Consider the following 21,045-nt stretch of genomic DNA (forward strand, 5'->3'; position numbering starts at 1 on the left):
AGGATAATAGTTTGAGGCTTATTCCTTATGTCGAACTCAGGTAATACAGGCGAAGGTGACTCGTTGAGCTAATAATACAAAACAGCCAACGAACACATTCCTTTGACTAAACTACTCAGAAAGCCAAAAATATTTACTCATTTCACCTTATTACTGGTGAATCATAAATAGATCCTGCTGGAAAAAGTCCCCCCAAATATCATGGTGACAATGAAATTATCTACATCCAAACCCAAGAAATCTTTAACCCGTCAGACGCTGACACAGATGGGGTGGAGAATCAGTGCTGTGATTGTTTTCTTTACTACAGTTAGTTATTTTCATTTAGTTTCAAGTCTGACATCTGAAACCCTAGATAGACTTGCTAAATATATTACAGAAAGGGGTCAACGGGAACGAACTTTATTTGCCTTAGCTGAAGATAATCATAAGTTGCTCAAACAAGCTTTATTAGAGCAACTAAAAGCAGAAGCAGATCGCGACCCCAAAGCTGAATTCGATCGAAACTTTGTCAAATATCCAGATGGCTCAATTCGCAATCGCCCTGAACTGTTTCAAATCGACAAGACAGGGGGCTTATTCCTCGGTAAAAATGTCAATGTTAATACTGAAATGCAGCGGCGAATAGTGGCTTTTTATAAAACAATAAATGCTTATGGCCCAGCATGGCGCAATCGCTTTGCTAACACCTATACGCAAATTCCTGAGAATGGTATGATCATGTATATGCACCAGTATCCCTGGTCGCTAAAAGCACCTTCTAGTGAATCGTTCCGCGTCACAGATGATGAGTCATTCCAAATTACCCGCCCTATCCACGATCCAGAACGCAAAACAGTCTGGACAGGCATTTATTACGACCAAGTAGCTGTAGCTTGGATGGCATCCTGTGTGACACCATTAGATGTAGATGGCAAGCATATTGCTACAATCGGGCATGATATTTTAATAGATGATTTACAGAAACGGACTCTTAATGAAGGACTGAAAGGCACATACAACATGATTTTTCGAGCCGATGGGCGGCTAGTAGCTCACCCGGATAAAATGGATCAGATCCACAAAGAAGCGGGTTTTTTCAATATTTTGAAGTCTGACGATCGCCATCTGCAACGGATATTTGAACAGGTAAAAAAACGAAATCCCAACCAAGTTATTATTGACAATTCCCAAGACAAGGAATTCCTAGCTGTAGCAAAGTTAGATGAGCCAGATTGGTATTTAGTGACGGTTTTACCAAAAGCAATTGTGACGAAATCAGCCACAGAAGCGGCTCGCTTTGTGCTGATAATAGGATTTATTTCACTGCTTATTGAAGTGATCATATTGTTTTATGTTCTGCGTGACCAAGTTGCTGCTCCTATAAGCCAATTAATGTATGCAACGCAAAAAATTACTAATGGTGATTTTAGTACCACAGACAACCAGCGGGATGATGAAATTGGGGAACTCGCTAAGTCTTTTAACAGCATGGCACGACAACTGCAAGAAGCCTTTGAAACCCTGGAAGATAAAGTTAAAGAACGCACCGCAGAACTAGGAACCGCTAACGAAGAAATCATTGCCCTCAACGAGAGACTCAAGGAAGACAATCTCCGCATGGGTGCGGAATTGGATATTGTGCGTCAGATGCAGCAAATGATTCTGCCCAATCCTGATGAACTGGAAATCGACGGACTCGATATTGCCGGATATATGGATGCTGCCGATGAAGTCGGCGGCGACTACTATGATGTCTTAAACACCGATGGCGTTGTCACTCTGGGCATCGGCGATGTCACTGGACATGGACTCGAAAGCGGTATCTTGATGCTGATGGCGCAAACCGCCGTTCGCACCCTCAAGGAAATCCACGAAACTGATCCGGTTCGGTTCTTAGATGCGCTCAACCGCACCCTTTACAAAAACGTGCAGCGCATGAAATCTGAGAAAAGCCTCACCCTAGCGATTTTAAATTACTCCCAAGGACTCGTCAGCATTAGCGGTCAGCATGAAGAAACAATTATTGTGCGAAACGGTGGACAGGTAGAACGTATCGATACGATGGATTTAGGTTTTCCCATTGCCCTTGAGGATGACATTGCTGAGTTCATCAGTCATATTTCAATGGAGCTACAGCTAGGAGATGGTATAGTGCTATATACCGATGGTATTCCCGAAGCAAAAGACATTAAGAAAAAACAATATGGCGTGGAGGCGATGTGTGAAGTCATTAGCAAAAACTGGCATTTATCGGCTGGGGAAATCAAGCAAGCGGTGATTGACGATGTGCGGCGACATATCGGCAATCAAAAAGTGTTTGATGATATTACGCTGCTGGTTTTGAAGCGGACGGAATTAGGCGTAGAAACAGAGTCACAGCCTCAAGCAGCCGCATTGGTGGAGAGCGATCGCCAATACCTCAAAACAATAAACTGATGACATGAAACGGGAAAATTGTCGGCGGGGCGATCGCATTAGCAGTCAAATTTACGAAAAAGTGGTGAGATATCTCAAACGCCGCCCCCCAAAAGAGGCTTAATCTCAAGAGAACTCCCAAGCCGTAGTCAACTTCTAACTGTCTATGATTAAATCTATCTAATGATATCTGGCATCAATGTAAAGAAAGCGATCGATCGCGGGATGAGCGCTCCCTTTATTGACATTAGTGCTTTCGGTCAATTAAAACTATTCACTCAAAGCCTTTCTAAATAGCGTAAGGCGCGCCAAGGCGCACCCTACCGGAGCGATCTGCAAGGGTAATTCCTATTCCTCTCAAAGCTTTTTCCGAGCTAAAACAGCTTTATTCTATTTTTTCTTTGACTCAGAAACTTCAGCAATCAAATCGTCTTTATCAACTTTCGGTACAAAATCCGGGCGTTCTTTGGCTTCCCAACCGGGTGGGCGCTTGGAGTTGTACCAGGCGATCGAGCCGATCGTAGCTGCAGCAATAAAGCCAGCAACAAGAACTAATATTGGAGTGCTCAAGCTGACACTTGATTCCGGCACTGGCTGCTGCATCAGCAGCTCAATCATTACTCGCTTGATGGGTGCAACAACAACTGCTATGGGAGTGGTCAAGCTGATATCTATCATTAGGCTAAATCCTTATCTACTCTACTTTTACATTATCTTAAGTGCTAATGCCGTTTTGTTGATATATCTGAAGACAGAAAAAGTGACAGAATTGCGGTCATAATGGTTAGAGGTTGAAAATAGGAGAGCAGATTTTATGCCGTTGGGGACAATAGCATTGCTGTTGGCTGCGAGTTTCAGCCTGGGTGCTTTACCGCTAACGGGATGGGCGGTGCGAGTGTTTAGCCGCCGAGATTTGAGGGCGCTGGGAACGGGGAATGTGGGCGTGTCGGCAGCTTTCATTCACGGGGGCAAATTAGCGGGAATTGCTGCGGTGTTGGCGGAAATTGCCAGGGGAATTTTGCCGGTTTTGGCGGGGCGATTTTGCTTCCCGGATGCACCTGCGATCGCGATCGCCCTGTTAATTCCGCTAGTTGCGGGCAGATATGCGATCACCCGAGGTGGAGGGGTGACAAACGCTGTTTGGGGTCTTTTGGTATTTTCGCCGCCGATGGCTGTTTCATCGGGCATTTGGGGGCTGCTGGTGTGGGGTTTGGCACAGCGGTGGTGGGGTAAGGGCGATCGGGCGAGACTCTTTGCTTCCCGTTGCGGGTGTCTGTGTACCCCAATCTGGGTTTGGGTGTGGCGACAATCAATGCCCGAATTTTTAGCAGCAGCAGGATTAGCCTTTTTACTCTTCACAATTAGTCTTCGTCAGGGTGATGATATGGCTTTATCTAAATCAGAGCAATTGTTTTCTCTTGATGATTCGTTAGATGCTGCAATCTGCGGCGATAAAGCTGCTAAATTGTCTCAACTCAAACGAGCCGGGTTTAATGTACCCTCTGGTTGGATATTATCACCAGAAGCGGGCATCGGGCATCGGGCATCGGGCATCGGGCATCGAGGAAATAGTGATGAATTGTCAATTTCCAATGCTTTCATTCAAAATCTAAAATCCAAAATCCAAAATCGAATGATTGTGCGTTCTTCTGCTGCGGGAGAAGATGGCGATACGAGTTCTGCAGCCGGACAATATCAAACTATTGGCCCTGTTTTCACCGAAGCAGAATTACTCGATGCAATTAATCGCTGCCGCCAGTCTTATTGGACTTCCGAAGCTGTGGCTTACCGCCGACAGCGACAATTGCCAGACACCCAAATGGCTGTATTAATTCAGCCTTATATTGACAGCGAATTTGCGGGAGTCATGTTCAGTCGCAATCCTTTAGATGGCGGTTCCCAGATTATTATTGAAGCTTTACCGGGAGGGGCTGAATCTGTTGTCGGCGGACAATCTACTCCGGTTCATTTAGAAATTGATTTTAGTCAACCTGAATCCTTAGAAAAAAAATTAACTGAACTTCAAAGTAATTCAATTATTGCTCAATCGATTTTAGCAGAATTGGTGAAACAAGCCCAAGCGATTGAAGCATTTTTTCACGGAATCCCGCAGGATATTGAGTGGAGTTGGGACGGGGAAAAAGTTTGGATTTTGCAAAGCCGCCCAATTACTAATTTACAGCCTTTTTGGACGCGCACTATTGCAGCAGAAGTGATTCCAGGTGCAATTCGCCCCCTAACTTGGTCGATTAATCGGCCGCTAACTTGCGGGGTTTGGGGAGAGATTTTTCAGGTTGTTTTGGGCGATCGCGCGATCGGCTTAAACTTTAATGAAACGGCAACTTTGCTGGGTTCTCACGCCTATTTTAATGCGACTTTGTTGGGCGAAATTTTTCGGATGATGGGATTGCCGGAGCAGGGTTTGGAATTTTTGCTGAGAGGGCAAAAAATGGGCAAGCCGCCTTTGGGGAAGATTTTGCCGAATTTGCCTGGTTTGTGGCGTCTGGTGCAGCGGGAGAGGGCGCTGAATGCAGAATTTAAGGGCGATCGTACTTCGATTTTCCTCCCGGCACTGCAAAGTTTGGAGAAGGAAGTCGGAAGAGGGAAGAAGGAAGAAGGAAGAGGGAAGAAGGAAGAAGGAAAAGGGAAGAAGGAAGAAGAAATATTAATGCCCAATGCCCAATTACCCATGCCCCATTATCAATATTTGTTGGAATTGTTGGAGAGATCCGAGAAAATTCAGGAGTGGCTAAAACCGATTACTTACTATAATATATTAGGGCCGATCGGGCTGGCTATTCGCAAGGCAATTTTTCGCGTTGATGATGACTGGCTGGCTAATGACAGCGCTCCTGAAATTGCTTCGGTGCGAGCTTTACAGCAGTTGGCTCAGAAATTGCGACAAGCTGGTGTTTCGCAGTCTGACGAAACTGGTTCAGTCGCAGATTTAGCACAGACATTTGCGGAAACTCCGGCTTTACAAGCAGATTTTGAAAAGTGGCTTGATATCTACGGATATTTGAGCGAGGTGGGAACGGATATTGCTGTTCCTACTTGGCGAGAACAACCGGAAGTTTATCAAAAGTTGCTAATAAATATGGCTCAAAAAGCCGAAATTAATTTAGTTGAAAAACGTGAAATAGGATTGAGTTTTTCGCAGAAGTGGCGATTAGATAAATGTCAAGAAAGAGCGATTGTCAAAAACGAAATTAGCGAAATTTACGCGCGGTTGTTGGCTCACCTGCGCTGGACTTTTGTGGAGATTGAAGCTTGCGGCTTGGCAATGCAGGTGTTTCAGGAAAGCGGGGATATTTTTTATCTGGAATTTGGGGAAATTCAGCAGTGGATTCGTAGCGGTGCAAGTGTTTCGTTTAAGGATACAATTAGCCAAAGGCGCGATCGCCTGGTAGCCGATCGCGATCGTCCGATTCCCCCTGTAGTCTACGGCAATTTGCTGCCAAATTCTCAGACAAGGGCGATCGACTCCGCAACATCAGAAACTAATATCATCCAGGGAATTCCAGCAAGTATTGGTCGTGTCGAAGGCTTTGTCAAGATTTGCCGCACCGCGAGCACAGATTTAGGAGAAAATGCGATCGCAGTAGTTCCTTACACCGATGCAGGTTGGGCACCGCTGCTATTAGGAGCAACAGCAATTATCGCCGAAGTTGGCGGTCAACTATCTCACGGAGCAATTATCGCTCGCGAGTACAAAATTCCTGCCGTTATGAATATTGCTGAAGCTACAACTCGCTTGCGAGACGGTCAAAAAGTCCGAGTAGATGGGTATCTCGGCACTGTAGAATTGCTGGAATAATTAGGAACAGGCTTTTCGGCCTGTTCCACAAAGAGTTAATTTCTTGTGGAACAGGCATCTTGCGGAAGGGGCAAGATGCCCATTGCACAAGAAAATTGATTTCTTGTGGAACGGGCATCTTGCCCGTTATTGAAAATGATGAAAGATGTAAACTCAAACCCATAATCTTGTAAACCCCCCCGACTTTCCTAGACTAAGAAATTCTCGACAACATAATTCCCCACATTTCTACCCGCACTCAAACCATCTACGTTAGCACTCATGAAATGAATGCCTCCGTAAATGCGACTCATGCCCGATTCATCGGCGGCTTGGCTAAAGTTTTCATAGGTTCGCAAAGTGTTGACACTCCTGTCTCCCCGATCGGCAAAGCCGTAATCCCAACCAAATACAGAACTCATAACAGGATCTGCGGCACCGCTAAAGGTACTGTGGCCCGACGTGTACTCAGGGAACGGCGGAGTAGTTAGCAGCGGAGTCCACAGGGGGTCGGCTGTCGTTTCGGGATTGTTGTCTGTGTCAGCTTGGCGGATAGCTGTCACCGGCCGCCAGAAGTTGTACTCATACTTGGCATCCCAGCAGCTAATAGCTGCATCGGCCAGAGCAATATTCAGCAGGGCGAACAAGCGGGCGCTATCTTCTAAGGATTGGCCCGTGAGAGTCGCTGTTTCTTCGGCGATTTGGTTCCAGTGACCCGGAGGCGTAAACGTCCCAGCGCCGTTGGCCCAGAATTTGGCGATCGCTGTTTGGTCTGGGGTGCGCGTAAGACTGTCACTTTTGCCGATTTCTTGGACGTAGTTAAGTTCCTCTGCGTACTGGGCGCTGTCAAGGGCGGGCGGGCCGTCCGGGCGGAACTGAGAACCGCTAGTCATGGCAAAGGGAGTAACTTGGGGCCACTGTGGCGCCAGCGCGGCGGCAAGGGCGGGGGGAGCCGGCGCCCAACTGCCGGGGTCGGTTGAGGGGGTGTACTGCACTACATTCGTGATGCCGTCTGTACTCCGCGAACTGATAATTTGGTCGGCAACTTGCTGTCCGAGGGCAATCCCGTCTTGTTTGGCTTGGCCGTCGGGAATTTTAGCTAGAGACGATGCGTATGCTTCGTCAAATGTGGCTGCTTGTGCCGGGTAGAGACTGACTAGGGTGCGGTGGGCGGCTGCGGCGGTGGCTGCTTCTGCTGATGTACCTGCGGGTGGGTCTATTTCCACGAGGTAAGGGGTGTATTTTTTGCTGATGGAGTTAACAGCATCGTAAATGGCTGCGTGAACCATTGCCATGTTGCGGGAAGCGAGGGGAGGCGCGGTGTTGCCTGTCCGCACTGCATTCAGCATGACTCCGTTCCACTCGATGACAGGGTTTCCCGATAGCTGATTTGTGAATTGCTCGCGGTTGATTGTGCCGCTGTTGACTCCTTGCAATACTACTAAATACTCGCCCGTGAGTTTGTCTTGAATTACGGTGGTGTTGCTGTTGACTCCGGTGCCTTGCTGGATGTTTAAATCTTCAAAGCTGAGGCCGTCTAACAATCGAATTTTGTCATTGCCGTTGCCGAAGTCGGCGATGTAGTCGGCTGTGGCTACAGTGGGGCCGCCGCTGCCTTTAGCAATGGCAAATATATCATCGCCTGTGCCGCCGCTCATGGTATCGCTACCTGCGCCCGCGTAGATGATGTCGTTGCCGGAATCGCCACCAATTAGGTCGCTGCCTTTGCCTCCCCAGAGGATGTCATTGTCCGCACCGCCAAGAATCGTATCGTTGCCTTGGTCGCCGCAGATTTTGTCTTTACCTGCACCGCCTTCGAGATTGTCGTCTCCGCTGTTGGCATAAATGATGTCGTTGCCATCCAAGGCGTTAAAGCTGTCTGGTTGGGTGGTTCCTTCGAGATAGTCAAATTTAGGACTGGGGATCAGAGATGCCATGTTTATTTATTGGATATTTTGATTAAATCGCAAAGATTTCGTAAAGTCGGTAGATGCTTAAGTGTGTTTACCCCTAGTTGAATATTATTAAACTTTCTGGCGGGGAAGTAAACACCACAACCCCGCTTTATTGAATCTTTAATATTTAACCGACTTTTTATGAAGTTTTCTGCTCTGAATGTGCGTAAAAATACAGTTATTAAAACTACTTCAGCTACTACAACTTTGTTAAAATTTTACAAAAAAACAGTTTTTTTTAATATTTAGAGCAAGATAATTTTTACCAGCATAAAAGGTGCGGATTGTGTAACTGAGTAAGTATATATTGATTAAGCACTTCTCAAAGCTGCGATCGGGTCTAGTTTGGCGGCTTGGCGGGCGGGGACAACGCCGAAAAAGAGGCCTACTGCACCGGATACACTGACAGCAAGAGCGATCGCCACGGGCGAAATACCAGCTTGCAAGGGCGTGAAATTACCTACAAGCAAGATACCGCCAACACCTACGCAAGTACCGACTATCCCTCCGGCAGCCGACAAAATTACAGCTTCGACAATAAATTGAAACAAGATATCTTGTTGGGATGCGCCGATCGCCTTTCTGAGCCCAATTTCCTGAGTGCGTTCGCTAACGGAAACAAGCATAATGTTCATAATGCCAATGCCGCCGACTAATAGGGAAATGCTGGCCACAGCAGTTAACATCAGAGTCAAAGCGCCGGAAATTGCCCCCATTCTTGCCATTAAATCTTTCTGATTTCTGACAGTAAAATCATCTTCGCTGGTAATTTTGTGCCGCAATCTCAGCAGGTTTTCCACCTGAAATTGCGCCGCGTCCATTTGCGATTCATCTTTAATCGAAATAAATATCGACGTGACAGCCAAACCGTAGGGAGATCGGCGCCCGACAATGCGATTGGCCATTGTGGCGATCGGCACAGCGGCGGAATTGTCAAAATTCGTACCAAAAGATGTGCCTTTGGGCGCCAATACTCCAATTACTTTGACGCTGACATTTTTGATCCGCACTTGTTCGCCCAAGGGATTTGTATTGCCAAAAAGTTTTTCCGCTAATTCTGAACCGAGAACCACAACTTGGTTACTTTGCTTAACATCTAGTTCGGTCAAAAACCGGCCTTTTGCCATTTCAAAGCTTCTGACTTCTAGAAATTCTGGAATCGTGCCAAAAATTAGAGCAGAAACATTTTTGTTGCTGTAGCGAACAATCTCTGAACTGTTAAGTTCTGCTGACACGCCTTGGACGGAGGGGACTTGAGTGGCGATCGCCTTAGCATCTTCTACTATCAGTGTTTGAGGCGCACTTGCGAGCGAACTTCGCCTAGCGTTGGGAACTCCCGGCCTCACGATTAATACGTTTGTACCCAGGGATTGAACTTGTCCTGCTACAAATTTTTGAGCTCCTTCTCCAATTCCAATCATGGCAATTACTGAGGCGTTGCCGACAATCATACCAATCATTGTTAAACTGCTGCGTATTTTGTTTGCTAGCAGCGTTTGACCAGCCATTTTGACGCTTTCAATAAAATTCATAATTTGTGAAGAAGGAAGAAGGAAGAAGGAAGAAGGAAGAAGGAAAAAAGCCCTATGTCATTGTTTGCTGTGCGTCACCATCCCAGGGCATTGGGATTGCGGCGCACAGCGAAAATGACACACTTAATAATTAATTACTACAGTCCACAGTCAACCGTCAACCGTCAACCGTCAACAAACTAATTAAGCGCTTCTCAATGCTACAATCGGGTCTAGTTTAGCCGCTTGTTTTGCAGGTACAATGCCGAAGAATAAGCCGATGCTGCCGGAAACACCGACTGCAAGTGCGATCGCCACTGGGGAAACGCTAGCTTGCAGGGGAGTAAAAGCACCAACCAAAAGCACGCCGCCGATACCGAATCCAGTGCCGATCGCCCCGCCTGCCGCTGACAAAATCACAGACTCTATCATAAACTGAATCAGGATATCTTGCTGAGAAGCTCCGATCGCCTTTCTCAATCCAATTTCCTTCGTGCGTTCAGTAACCGAAACCAGCATGATATTCATAATCCCGATGCCGCCGACAAACAGCGAAATTGCCGCCACGAAAGCCAACATCAACGTCAAAGCACCAGTAATACTGCCCAAAGTATTCATTAAATCTTTCTGGTTGCGAACCGTAAAATCATCTTCTTTAGTAATTTTGTGCCGCAACCTGAGCAAATTTTCTATTTGAAATTGGGCGGCTTTCATCATACTTTCATCTTTGATAGCAACCGAAATAAATGTTACTTTTGTACCGTAGGGAGACGAGCGACCAACAATTCTGTTAGCCATTGTTGTCAGCGGCAAATAAACATTCATATCTTGATTGTCGCCAAAGCTTGAGCCTTTCGCCTGCATGACACCAATCACTTGAAAAGTCGAGTTTTTGATGCGAATGTATTGACCAATTGGCTGTGTATTGCCAAACAATTGTTCTGCGGCTTCCGATCCTAAAGCCACCACATTTTCTTGTCTTTCTAAATCTAATTTGTTTAAAAATCGACCTTGGGCAACATCAAAGCTTCTGACTGTCAGAAACTCTGGCGTAGTTCCAACAATAGAAGATGAGACATTTTTGTTGCGGTAGGTAACGAGTTGACTGTCATTGAGAGTTGGTGCAACTTCTTGGACAGAAGCAACTTGAGATGCGATCGCCTCTGCATCTTCCACTACTAAAGTCTGGGGCGGAATCACCGGGCGGGTTTGCGCTTCAGGACTGCCGGGAATAATAAATAGCAAGTTTGAACCCAGAGAGTTAACTTGTCCCTCGATAAATGTTTGAGCTCCTTCCCCGATACCGATCATCGAAATGACAGAAGCATTGCCGATGATAATTCCTAACATCGTCAAGGTGCTGCGAAGCTTGTTTGCCATCAAAGTTGTGACGGCCATTTTGACGCTTTCAACAATATCCATAATTTTTAGAAGGAAGAAGGAAGAAGGAAGAAGGAAGAAGGAAGAAGGAAGAGGGAAGAGGGAAAAAGGAGCAATCATGAAATAACAAATAACAAAGAAGAAACAACCAATTTGCTATTCACAATTGGTAATGCCTTCTGCCCTCTGCCCCATGCCCTATTTCTGATTCTTGATAATATCCTCTAATTTTTTACCTTGAGGAAGTTCGGTAAAAACGCGATCGCCCGCTTTTGCACCCTCTAAAATCTGAATCTTGTTGCCAATAGTCGAGCCAACCGTAACAGGCTTAAACTTCGGCTGTTGTTTCTCATCGGGAACTAGCACACCCGTTTGACCTTTATTAGTCACAATTGCCACCGTCGGCACAACTAAAGCATTGCTCAGCTTTTGACCGACAAATCTCAAATCTACATTCATTCCCGATTGCAGCGAGTCTTTGCCCGTATCAATTGCAACTCGCACTTGAAATAGCGTCACATCCCGTTCCTTAACTGCTTCCGGCGCAATTAACTTAACGCGGCCTTTAAACACTTTATCTGGATAAGCATCAGCCACTATTTCAACTTCTTGACCCGGTTTAATTTGACTGATATCTGCCTCCGGGACTTTCGCCAAAACTTCCACATCTCTAGCTAAAGCCACAATCGATGTCGAAGTTGCCGAAGTAGCTTCCGAGGCCGAAGTTGCGGGAGTTACAAAAGCTCCTTGGATGGCATATCTTTGGGTAATTACTCCAGCAAAAGGAGCCCGAACTTTCGTATCTTCTAACTGCACTTCTTGAAAGCGGACTTGAGCTTGAGCTTCGGCTAATTCAGCTTGAGCTTGAGCAATTTCTTCTGGGCGAGAACCGTTTTCTTGTGCGGCCAATTGGCTTTTTGCTTCAGCAACTGCTGCTTCGGCTTTGGCAATTTCTTCTGGACGGTTGCCGTTTTCTAGCTGCGCTAATTTGCTTCTAGCTTCGGCAACTTCTGCTTCGGCTCTGGTAATTTCTTCCGATCGCGTGCCGTTTTGCAATTGGTTCAATGCTTGCTGCTCGACTTGCACAGCAGCTTGTAGTTGCTGAATTTGCGACTCCCGACTTTCTTGCAGTTGTTGCAGGCGTTTTTGGGATTCTATTAATTTAGCTTGGGCAGTACGATTTTCTTTAATTAATTCATCCAGTTTATCTTTAGCCAGAGCACCTTCTTCCACTAGCGGCCGATTGCGTTCTACCCGTTGAGCGGTTAGTTCGGCTTGGGCTTTACTCGAGTCAATTTGGGTTTGTGCTTGGGCAATTTCTTGTTTGACACTGCCGGTTTGAGCATCTGCTAAACGAGCTTGAGCTTGGGCTAAACGAGCTCGCGCTTGGCTGACTTCTTCAACGCGGCTGCCGGCTCGCAGTCGCTGCAAACCTGCTTGAGTTTGCTGCAAGCGGGCTCTGGCTCCTGCAACTTCTTCCACGCGGCTGCCGGCTTGGACTTGCGCGAGACTGGCTTCGGCTTGCTCTAAGCGCGCTCGGGCGCTGGCGATATCTTCTGATCGATTCCCGGCTTCGATTTTGGCCAGTTTTGCTCGCACGCTGGCTTCGCGGGCTTTAGCTTGAGCTAGTTGCGCTTCTACATCGCGGCTTTCCATGCGGGCAACAATCTGTCCTGCTTCGACTTTATCGCCCTGTTCGACAAATAATTCTGCGATCCTGCCGGAGCCTTTGGGGCTGAGATTGACGCGCTGTACGGGCTGCACCGTGCCGCTCGATGTGATCCGCACCGTGAGGTTTTGCGCTTCCACCGGCACTGTCATAGTGGCGATCGCATCTACTTTCGGCTGCGATCGACTTTTTGCTATATATATGGTGGTCGGTACAGCTAGCAACCCGGCTGCAACCAACCCAATCGCCCACCGCTGCGGTTTGCGCGCGGGTTTCTTCGGAGACTGCTTTTGGGCGGTTTTTTTATCTGCAATTTTAGTCTCTGCGGTCTTGGTGTCTACAGTCTGAGTATCTTCCACCTTGACCTGAGCAGTTTGCTTTTTAGGGCTAACGATCATACCGACTCACCTAATTTAATCTCAGGATTACCTTTAAAGGTAAAATTTTTGCTGATGCTCGGCATCGTCTTTCAGACTCATCCGATCGGGTGAATTTAAAAAAGTTCCCCAACCCGCACCTGTAAACAATTATAGCTAATCTTTGCAATTTATTAACAAATGTTAAGTTTTTTCAGCCAAAAGAGGTGGATCTAAACAAAATCGCTCCCGGCTGCTGGCAAATAAAAATATATTTTAATAAATAATATCATTTTTGGGAGATCGGGGCGTGCTCCTCAGCAGCAACAAAGGCCGATCGGGCAGCGGGCGATCGACTAAACTCGGTCATTGCGGACTCGCGAGCCCATCGCTGCGGGATCTGCCAGTGCGAATCTCGCAACGAGACAGTATGGACACACTTATTCTCATAAACCCGGTTTCACGGGTAGCGGTGCGTAAGTCCTGAATACATATCCGCCCGGTGCCCACAACAGGTTAAAATATTTTTCAAATCCGTTAAAAATGGAAAATCCAAACAATGAATCGTCCTCAAAGCGTTACTGTTTTGGCAATATTGCAGCTAATTAGCGGCGTCTTCAGCCTCCTTGATGGCTTGTTCATCTTACTTTTTGCTGGCATTTTTGGCGGTCTTGGTGCAGCTTTCGGCGGAGCAAAAGTTGGCACGGTAATCGGTGGTTTCATTGCAATTTTTGCTGCGATAAGTTTTATTTTAGGCCTCCTCTCCTTACTCTTAACTTGGGGTTTGTTTCAACTCAAAAATTGGGCTTGGACGGGAACGTTAATGGTTCATATCCTTGCCACCCTCGCGCAAATTGTCAAAATGTTTGGCAGCGGCGGTACAGCAGTCAATTTTTTAACTCTGGGTTTTGCAGTGGCTAGCATTTACTACCTGCTGCAGCCGGATGTTAAACAAGCATTTCGTGTCTGATTTTCTTTTCATTAACGGTACTGAATTCTCGGATCGAAAAAAGCATAGGAAATATCAACCGCCAGATTAATTAGTACAAAAGTTACAGCCACAAAAATTACTCCTCCTTGGACAATGGGGTAATCCCGCGTCAGAATACCCGTATAAATCCAAGAACCAATTCCCGGCCACGAGAAAATCGTTTCAGTCAGAATAGCGCCGCCTAAAAGAGTGCCGAACTGCAAACCTATAGTTGTGACGATCGGCAAAAACGCATTTTTCAAAGCGTGTTTCAAAATCACCCAATATTCCGGCAATCCCTTCGCCCTCGCAGTGCGGATGTAATCTTGAGAAAGGACTTCCAGCATCGCAGAACGAGTGATGCGAGCTATAATAGCCAGAGGAATAGTTCCTAAAGTCAAAGCTGGCAGGATTAAATGGGCGATCGCATCCCGCAAAGCCGCCAAATCCCACCTCAGCAACGCATCCAAAACATAAACACCCGTAATCGACTTAAAACCAAACCCCAAATCTACACTAATTCGCTCGCTAGGAGGCAGCCATTTCAGATAAACAGCAAACAAATAAATCAACATCAATCCCAACCAATAAACCGGCAAAGATACGCCAATTAAGGAACCGCTCATTGCGAGATTGTCCAGCCAGCTATTTTTCCGAACAGCAGCCAAAATCCCGGCCGGAATTCCGATAACAAGTGCCACCAACATCGCCACCACAGACAGTTCAAAAGTAGCAGGCCAGCGACTTGTAATTTCATCAATTATCGGAATACCGCTAATAATACTATTTCCCAAATCCAAGCGCAGCAAACTCCATAAAAACGCCAAATATTGCACAGGCAAAGGCTGATTTAAACCTAATCTCGCTCTCAAAATTTCCACCTGTTCGGGAGTTCCCCGTTCTCCCAAAAGCACTGTAGCTGGGTCTCCTGGTATCAAATGCAAAAATATAAATACTAGCAGAGTGATTCCGAAAAGGACGGGCAATAGTCCCAGCAAACGTTTAATAATGTAATTAATCATTTTTTTAATAGAGATTCGCTCTGCTCGGATTTGGCTGCATTTTCACATATCGTTATATGGTTGGTAGGGCCTGGTTTTACGAAAAATATTTGTAGTAACGAAGGATATGGATAAACCCGCCTTTTATTAGGGAACCGCGAAGAGAAGAGGGCGGGTTTATGAATCTACTAAATTATTTCATATATTTCTCGTAAAACCCGCCCCTACACCAATATATGCAGGTAAAACCCGCCGTTTTCAAGACTTACTAACATCCTCAAAAGACTCAGACCCCAAAGGACTCGGAATCCAACCTTGAATATTCTTGCGTTTCCCTAAAAGCGGCTGCGAATGTACGATCGGCAAACGCACAGCTTCCGCATGCAAAATCTCGCTAACTTCCGCATAAATTTTCGCCCTAGCTGCTTTATCGCCACTCGCCCTCCCCCGATCCAAAAGTTCCAGAACTTTCGGATTTTTCCAGTTTCCCAAATCCGCCGTCGAACCCGGCCCGAAGTGAGGATAATAAAAATTGTCGGGATCGCCATAATCTCCTGTCCAACCCATCATAAAAGCTTGAAACCCAGGAGGTTTGAGGCGATCGGCTAAATAAGCAGACCAATCCTTTGTCAGCAATTTTACCCGAATCCCGATCGCGCTCAAATCCGCCGCAAAAGCCTCAGCAATCGGCTTCGGCGTGGGAAAATAGGGACGACTGACGGGCATATACCACAAATCCAAATCAAAACCGTTCGGATAACCGGCTTTCGCCAGCATTGCTTTAGCTTGCTGCGGGTTAAATTCATAATCTTTAACTTGATCAGACGCCGCCCAATTCAGCGCAGGCGGGATAAATTGCGAATCATGTTTTCCGAGTTCTCCCCAGAAAGCTTGGACTATTGCTGGCTTGTTAATTGTTTGGGCGATCGCCCGCCTGACTTCCGGTTTTGACAAAGGTTCGTAACTCGGATTTAAGGCTAAATAACCGACATTAAAAGAAGGTCGCACAACAGCTTCTAAATTAGAATCTCCCTGAACTTCTTGCAGTTGATCCGGCGTTAAATCCACAGTAAAATCAAGTTGTCCCGAACGCAACTGAGCCAGTCTCGCCGCCGGATCGTCAACAAAACGAACTACCAATTGATTGACTTTTGGCGTCCCAGTTTTCCAATAATTCGGATTTTTCTCCAAAACAATGCGCTCGCCCGATCGCCATTCCTGAAACACAAAAGGTCCCGTACCCACCGCCAGCGACCCCGGAGTGCCGTATTTAGCACCCGCTTTTTTCACCGCCGCCGGACTTGCCATCCCGAAATAAGCAGACCCAATCGCCGAGGGAAAAGCAGCAAAAGGTCGATTCAAAACAAATTTAATTGTAGACTTATCAACTACCGCCACATCTTTTACTAAAGAATCTTTTTCTCCCTTAAACCCGCCAAATAAATTTTTCCAAATCGGATAAGTCTTGCCCGCTTCTCGAAAACCGTTAGGATTTTTCGCATCCCACCAGCGCTCCACATTAAACTTAACAGCTTCCGCATCAAAATCCGTACCGTCGTGAAACTTTACCCCAGAACGCAACTTAAAAGTCCAAGTTTTACCATCTTTAGAACTTGACCATTCAGTAGCGAGACTCGGCTCAAGTTCCACAGTTCCCGGTTTGAAATCAGTCAAGCGATTGTAAATTTGGTCGATAACAATCACCGAATTGCCATCAGTAATATTTCCCGGTTCCAGATTCACCGGCTGCCCGCCCGCACCGTAAACTAAAGCCCCAGCCGGAACCGCCGCAGGAGTTGTCGGAGTTGGAGAATTATTGCTAACCGTGTTTGAAGGAGTGCCGCAATTTGATAAAATTACAGCCATCCCAAAAACTATACCTAATAAAACTAAACGCCAGGGTTTTAACAATCTCATCTCAATAGCTCCCGTTTAATAGAAAATTATACTCATATCAATAAATTCTAATTTGCCCTTTCTCTCCCCTCTGTGCTCTCTGCGTTCTCTGCGGTTCATTTAGTAAATTCTCTATTAACAACCCATCTAAATTAACAAACCAAATAGAGCAGCCTGATGATATCATGCTGGAGGGGAAAATATCAAGACACACCTTTACATTAGGCGACGCAGCCAGCATGAGAGCTAACATTTCCGGCCCAGCTAGATGGGTCATTCGATTTTAGATTGTAGATTTTAGAGTTACTCCCTGAATCTAGGGAGAGCATAAACATTCCTTTCCTCACCCAAAATATTTTTAAATATCTGCATATAACAACCCGATTCGGGATTCAAAAACATCAATATTTCTCTCTTTCCTCTTTCTCTGCGCCCTCTGCGCCCTCTGCGGTTCGTTGAAAAATATCTACTTTTTTACTTCAAGCAATACGATGGCTATAGGCGATCGCACCCACCCTACAAATCAAAACTCTCTTCACCAATACTTCCCAGTTCCCCGCTACCCAGAAACTCTTCCTCCTCTACTTCGTCACTCCCAGACTCGAAACTTTCCACTACAAACGGCAAACCAGCCGCCATCAAACCCCGTTGAACCAGTTCCGGCGTTTCCTCAAACAAAACAAATAGCGGATGAACAGCCTCAGCTTCATCGCTGTAAATATGTCTGTAGCGCTGCGGCATCACCCATTCGTAACCTTTATCCAGCCAAACCTGAGACTGCCGCCAGCGGCCGAGCAACTCAGAAAACTCTTCGCCCGGACGATGAATGAAAATCAAAATTTCCACTCCAATTTTAACTTTCCATTCAGGATCGCACATCAAAATCGCCAAATCGCAGGGCAAACAAACTGCCTGTCCGGGCGATATGCTAGTGCCGCTGCTTCCCGCATAAGAAACCCCGTCCCGCAAGCGCGCAATTGGCAAAGGAATTGTGATTAAACTCTCATGGGCGCGGCGGATACTCGGAATCATTTCCATGTAAACCCGATATTTTTTCAGCAGGGCGATCGCGGCCGAAGATTCGCTGTACTCTGCTAGTAAAGTCTCGTAATGTGATTGTTTAACAGACATATTCAAACCAAAGAATAAGTAATTACTAATTTGCTAATTGCTAATCGATCGCTTCTCGTTACCAGCAAGACCCCATTGGTGACAACTTAAGCTCAAGTTCCCCGCAGGGGGGAAGTTGAGCTTGCCTCCAGACCTTGGTGTGTAACCCGAACAGCGATTGAAGCATTTATGGCTATGGGCTACCAATGTCTGGAGAATGCTTACAGCCTTTTTATTTACAAGGTTTGAGCCATTTGCAGTCTCAAGATTAAGCCCGATACGATGCCTCTTTGTTATTTTATGCCGCTCGCCTGAACTTCATCTGAGCCAAAAAGGTAATCTGGTCTCTAAGCTTTGACTCTGGGAGCAACATCAGACCTGAGAGTGTCAATTCCCCAAGCTCAAGATCGCCATCCGGCAATCTTAGTGATCATAAGATTGCTCATAAGTCAACATAAAACCTAAATTTTTACAAAAATCGGCTAATTTTAAAGACTTGCTAAAGCAATGAGGGGTTGTACCCCCCATAAGTTAGAGTCTGATCATTATAGATGCACCCTGATGGCTTTCCCGTTCCACAAGAGCGGGATTTTTATTATTGCAAAGCCGGAGCGTTAAGTTTCACAATACCAACTACAGATAAAATGACGTGGGGATGCCAAGATTAAAGATATAGCAGAGCTAAAGCTCAAACTAGGGCGCCGATCGAACCTCACCCCTAACTCTGCGAAATAACCCAAAGGCGGTAGCATAGTTTGGGAAACGGCATCAACTGAAGATGAACTTAGCGCCAGCAACAGTCCTGCAACAGGGCAAATACACAATTAACGCGACTTTAGGGATAGGAGGGTTCGGCATCACTTACCGAGCTATCCACACCCATTTAAACCAAACCGTCGTACTCAAAACCCTCAACGAAAGTCTGCGCCAACACCCAGAATCTGCCCAATTTCAGCAGCAGTTTATTGCCGAAGCCCAACGCCTGTCGCGGTGTCAGCATTCCAACATAGTCAGGGTAATCGACTTTTTTGAAGAAGCCGGACAGTCTTTTATTGCAATGGACTACATTCCGGGTCAAACTCTCGCCCAAATAGTCGAAACCGATCAGCCACTGCCAGAAGCCCAGGCACTGCACTATATTCGGCAAATAGCCTCAGCCGTAAGTACAGTGCACCACAGCGGATTGCTGCACGGAGATATCAATCCAGAAAATATTATCCGGCGAGCCGATTCTCACGTAGTAATGTTAATAGATTTCGGAATTGCCCGCGGCTTTACCGCCGGCACCAAACAAACCCACACTAACTTGCTCTCCCCTGGGTACGCGCCGATCGAACAATACCTCTATGAGGGTAAATGTACACCGGCCACTGACATCTACGCGATCGCCGCCACCCTCTACTACTTACTCTCCGGCGTGGCGCCCGTAGCAGCACCCCTGCGCGATCGTATTCCCTTGACTGAGTTACGGCAATTTCAGCCCAACCTCAGCCCAGGAATCGAGCGAGCCATCCTTCAAGGACTCGAAATCGACCCCCACAACCGCCCTCAGACAGTGGAAAATTGGCTCACCATGCTGCAAGAAACAGAGCGAGTATCAGTAAAAAGAAAAGGCAAGCAAACTCTAAGATTACCCGCACCTCCCCCGCCGCAGTTGACTTTTGTGGCGTTTGTGGTAACGGCTGCAATTGCAGGCTGGATGGGTTTTGACTTAGCATCGCACTACAACAGCACGACTCTCAGTAATCGGCCCAAAAGTGAGTCCTTCCCATCTCTCGAAGATTTGCTCAAATCCCGCGATTTGTCAGGGCCGATGTTCGGGCAGCCATCTGTCGAAAGCAGCCCTCTCTACCCGATCGAACTCAACAAGCGTCCCAAACCCCCCTTAGACAGCAGCAACATTCCCGAACAGATAGATCCCTCAGAAACTAGCGCAGAACCTTCTGAGTCTCTAAGCCAGGAAACTCCCGCCCCAGAACCCGAAGCGGAACCGGAGCCATCGCCGACGCCGGAACCCGCAGAGGAGCCTTCTGAGTCCCCCATTCCAGAGCCTCAAACAGAAATCGAGCCAGCTCCCCAACCAGAAGCCGCACCAGTACCGGAAGTTGCGCCCCTGCCTGCAGAACCGCCCGCCGCGCCCGCCCCGCCTGCTCCTGAGAGTGCTAGCGCTGAAACCCTGCCGCCGTCGGAATCCCCGTCGCCAGTAATAGCGTCGCCGATCGAGCGATCGCCTGAGCCTGCGATACCAAGTCCCAGTGGCAACAATTCAGATAGTTCGATCGCACCTGATTCGCCACCCCCTGTGGCAGATCCCACGGTGCCTTTTCCCGAACCTGCGACAAATTAGTATTGTTTTTGTTCCTTAAAAGATCGGACAAATACTTGGTTTTATAAGTCAGCAAATATCCCCTCGGTAGTGAAGATAATAATGCCTTCCTCGCCAACGACTATTTCGCAAAACTTTCGATCGAATCTGAAAATCCCAACAGTCGCCGTCTGAGTTTATCGAATATTTCCTATTGCCTCTGCTATCCAAATGCCCGCCCAAAAATGCAGCACTGTTTTCTATTTTGATTTAAATTATGTTAGAATATGTGCGCGGCGCTGAGGTTGTGTGATGTCGCGTATTAATACTGCCAAGCTGCAAACCTTTAGGTACAAAGCAACCCCTACCTCGAATTGGAGCGAGTGTTAGCGAGGCTTTTGGGCTAACCCGTGGCGCGTTAGCCTCTTCTAACTCTCAAGAATCCCATCCCCGACACTCGGGGTGGGAGTGTCAATTCCCCCAAACTTCCTTACTTTGGGAACAAGCACCATCGGGGACAAGCAAGTTATAATTTGTTGCGGAAGCGCACAGAGATTTTTTGTCAGGAACCTCAGCCTAAAGGCATGAGGCTTGAAGGAGAAATCTAACAAGCCGTTCTGACGGGCCTCAGTCTTAACTGACTACGTTTTTCGAGTCACGACACCCTGGGATGCGTAGCTAGTCCTTTGCTCTGTCGTT

15 protein-coding genes are annotated in these 21,045 nt (G+C 46.8%); 6 read left to right on the top strand and 9 right to left on the bottom strand.

Annotation, left to right across the window (positions count from 1 at the left end; genetic code table 11):
* Positions 1 to 210 precede the first annotated feature (210 nt).
* The gene (locus tag QUB06_RS13800; protein WP_333435722.1) at positions 211 to 2,418 is read left to right on the top strand and encodes a SpoIIE family protein phosphatase; all 2,208 of its coding nucleotides are present in this window, start codon (positions 211 to 213) and stop codon (positions 2,416 to 2,418) included.
* Between the two features lie 369 nt (positions 2,419 to 2,787).
* Here QUB06_RS13800 and psb35 read toward each other — a convergent pair whose 3' ends face one another.
* Positions 2,788 to 3,000, bottom strand: coding sequence for a photosystem II assembly protein Psb35 (gene psb35, locus QUB06_RS13805; RefSeq protein WP_333146583.1), 213 nt, complete (start codon positions 2,998 to 3,000; stop codon positions 2,788 to 2,790).
* A gap of 211 nt (positions 3,001 to 3,211) precedes the next feature.
* Here psb35 and QUB06_RS13810 point away from each other — a divergent pair, with 211 nt between their 5' ends.
* Positions 3,212 to 6,214 carry a glycerol-3-phosphate acyltransferase gene (locus QUB06_RS13810; RefSeq protein WP_333435723.1) on the top strand — a complete coding sequence of 1,001 codons (3,003 nt, stop codon included), beginning with the start codon at positions 3,212 to 3,214 and terminating at the stop codon, positions 6,212 to 6,214.
* A 188-nt stretch (positions 6,215 to 6,402) separates the two neighbouring features.
* Here the strand turns inward: QUB06_RS13810 and QUB06_RS13815 are convergent, their stop codons facing one another.
* Together QUB06_RS13815 and QUB06_RS13820 are read right to left on the bottom strand one after the other, a co-directional pair.
* Positions 6,403 to 8,130, bottom strand: a complete 1,728-nt coding sequence (locus QUB06_RS13815) for a chemotaxis protein CheB (RefSeq protein WP_333435724.1) — start codon at positions 8,128 to 8,130, stop codon at positions 6,403 to 6,405.
* A 329-nt stretch (positions 8,131 to 8,459) separates the two neighbouring features.
* Positions 8,460 to 9,680: an ABC transporter permease gene (locus tag QUB06_RS13820; RefSeq protein WP_333435725.1), complete on the bottom strand. Its 1,221-nt coding sequence runs from the start codon at positions 9,678 to 9,680 to the stop codon at positions 8,460 to 8,462.
* 5 nt (positions 9,681 to 9,685) lie between these two features.
* Between QUB06_RS13820 and QUB06_RS13825 the strand changes: the two genes are divergently transcribed.
* Positions 9,686 to 9,814, top strand: a complete 129-nt coding sequence (locus tag QUB06_RS13825; protein ID WP_333435726.1) for a hypothetical protein — start codon at positions 9,686 to 9,688, stop codon at positions 9,812 to 9,814.
* Positions 9,815 to 9,863: 49 nt separating this feature from the next.
* On the opposite strand, the gene QUB06_RS13830 is transcribed toward QUB06_RS13825, so the two are convergent.
* Positions 9,864 to 11,057: an ABC transporter permease gene (locus tag QUB06_RS13830; RefSeq protein WP_333435727.1), complete on the bottom strand. Its 1,194-nt coding sequence runs from the start codon at positions 11,055 to 11,057 to the stop codon at positions 9,864 to 9,866.
* Here QUB06_RS13830 and QUB06_RS13835 point away from each other — a divergent pair.
* Entirely contained in the window at positions 10,993 to 11,166 is a 174-nt protein-coding gene (locus QUB06_RS13835) for a hypothetical protein (RefSeq protein ID WP_333435752.1), read from the top strand. The genes QUB06_RS13830 and QUB06_RS13835 overlap by 65 nt on opposite strands.
* Before the next feature lie 71 nt (positions 11,167 to 11,237).
* Here QUB06_RS13835 and QUB06_RS13840 read toward each other — a convergent pair whose 3' ends face one another.
* Positions 11,238 to 13,106 carry an efflux RND transporter periplasmic adaptor subunit gene (locus QUB06_RS13840; RefSeq protein ID WP_333435728.1) on the bottom strand — a complete coding sequence of 623 codons (1,869 nt, stop codon included), beginning with the start codon at positions 13,104 to 13,106 and terminating at the stop codon, positions 11,238 to 11,240.
* Positions 13,107 to 13,623: 517 nt separating this feature from the next.
* Between QUB06_RS13840 and QUB06_RS13845 the strand changes: the two genes are divergently transcribed.
* A complete protein-coding gene (locus QUB06_RS13845; protein WP_333435729.1) occupies positions 13,624 to 14,034 on the top strand; it encodes a hypothetical protein in 411 nt (136 codons plus the stop codon).
* A gap of 11 nt (positions 14,035 to 14,045) precedes the next feature.
* Here QUB06_RS13845 and QUB06_RS13850 read toward each other — a convergent pair whose 3' ends face one another.
* The 4 genes from QUB06_RS13850 to QUB06_RS13865 all read right to left on the bottom strand — a co-directional run bounded on the left by QUB06_RS13850 (position 14,046) and on the right by QUB06_RS13865 (position 18,062).
* Positions 14,046 to 15,056: an ABC transporter permease gene (locus QUB06_RS13850; protein WP_333435730.1), complete on the bottom strand. Its 1,011-nt coding sequence runs from the start codon at positions 15,054 to 15,056 to the stop codon at positions 14,046 to 14,048.
* Positions 15,057 to 15,293: 237 nt separating this feature from the next.
* Complete coding sequence (locus tag QUB06_RS13855) at positions 15,294 to 16,952, bottom strand: ABC transporter substrate-binding protein (RefSeq protein ID WP_333435731.1); 1,659 nt, start codon at positions 16,950 to 16,952, stop codon at positions 15,294 to 15,296.
* A gap of 37 nt (positions 16,953 to 16,989) precedes the next feature.
* Positions 16,990 to 17,208: a hypothetical protein gene (locus QUB06_RS13860; protein ID WP_333435732.1), complete on the bottom strand. Its 219-nt coding sequence runs from the start codon at positions 17,206 to 17,208 to the stop codon at positions 16,990 to 16,992.
* A gap of 239 nt (positions 17,209 to 17,447) precedes the next feature.
* On the bottom strand, positions 17,448 to 18,062 hold the full coding sequence (locus tag QUB06_RS13865) for a hypothetical protein (RefSeq protein ID WP_333435733.1): 615 nt from the start codon (positions 18,060 to 18,062) through the stop codon (positions 17,448 to 17,450).
* A 757-nt stretch (positions 18,063 to 18,819) separates the two neighbouring features.
* On the opposite strand from QUB06_RS13865, the gene QUB06_RS13870 reads away from it, so the two are divergent.
* Positions 18,820 to 20,388, top strand: coding sequence for a protein kinase domain-containing protein (locus QUB06_RS13870; RefSeq protein WP_333435734.1), 1,569 nt, complete (start codon positions 18,820 to 18,822; stop codon positions 20,386 to 20,388).
* Positions 20,389 to 21,045: the final 657 nt, after the last annotated feature.

Source organism: Microcoleus sp. D2_18a_D3, from assembly GCF_036702455.1.
Taxonomy (GTDB): Bacteria; Cyanobacteriota; Cyanobacteriia; order Cyanobacteriales; family Microcoleaceae; genus Microcoleus.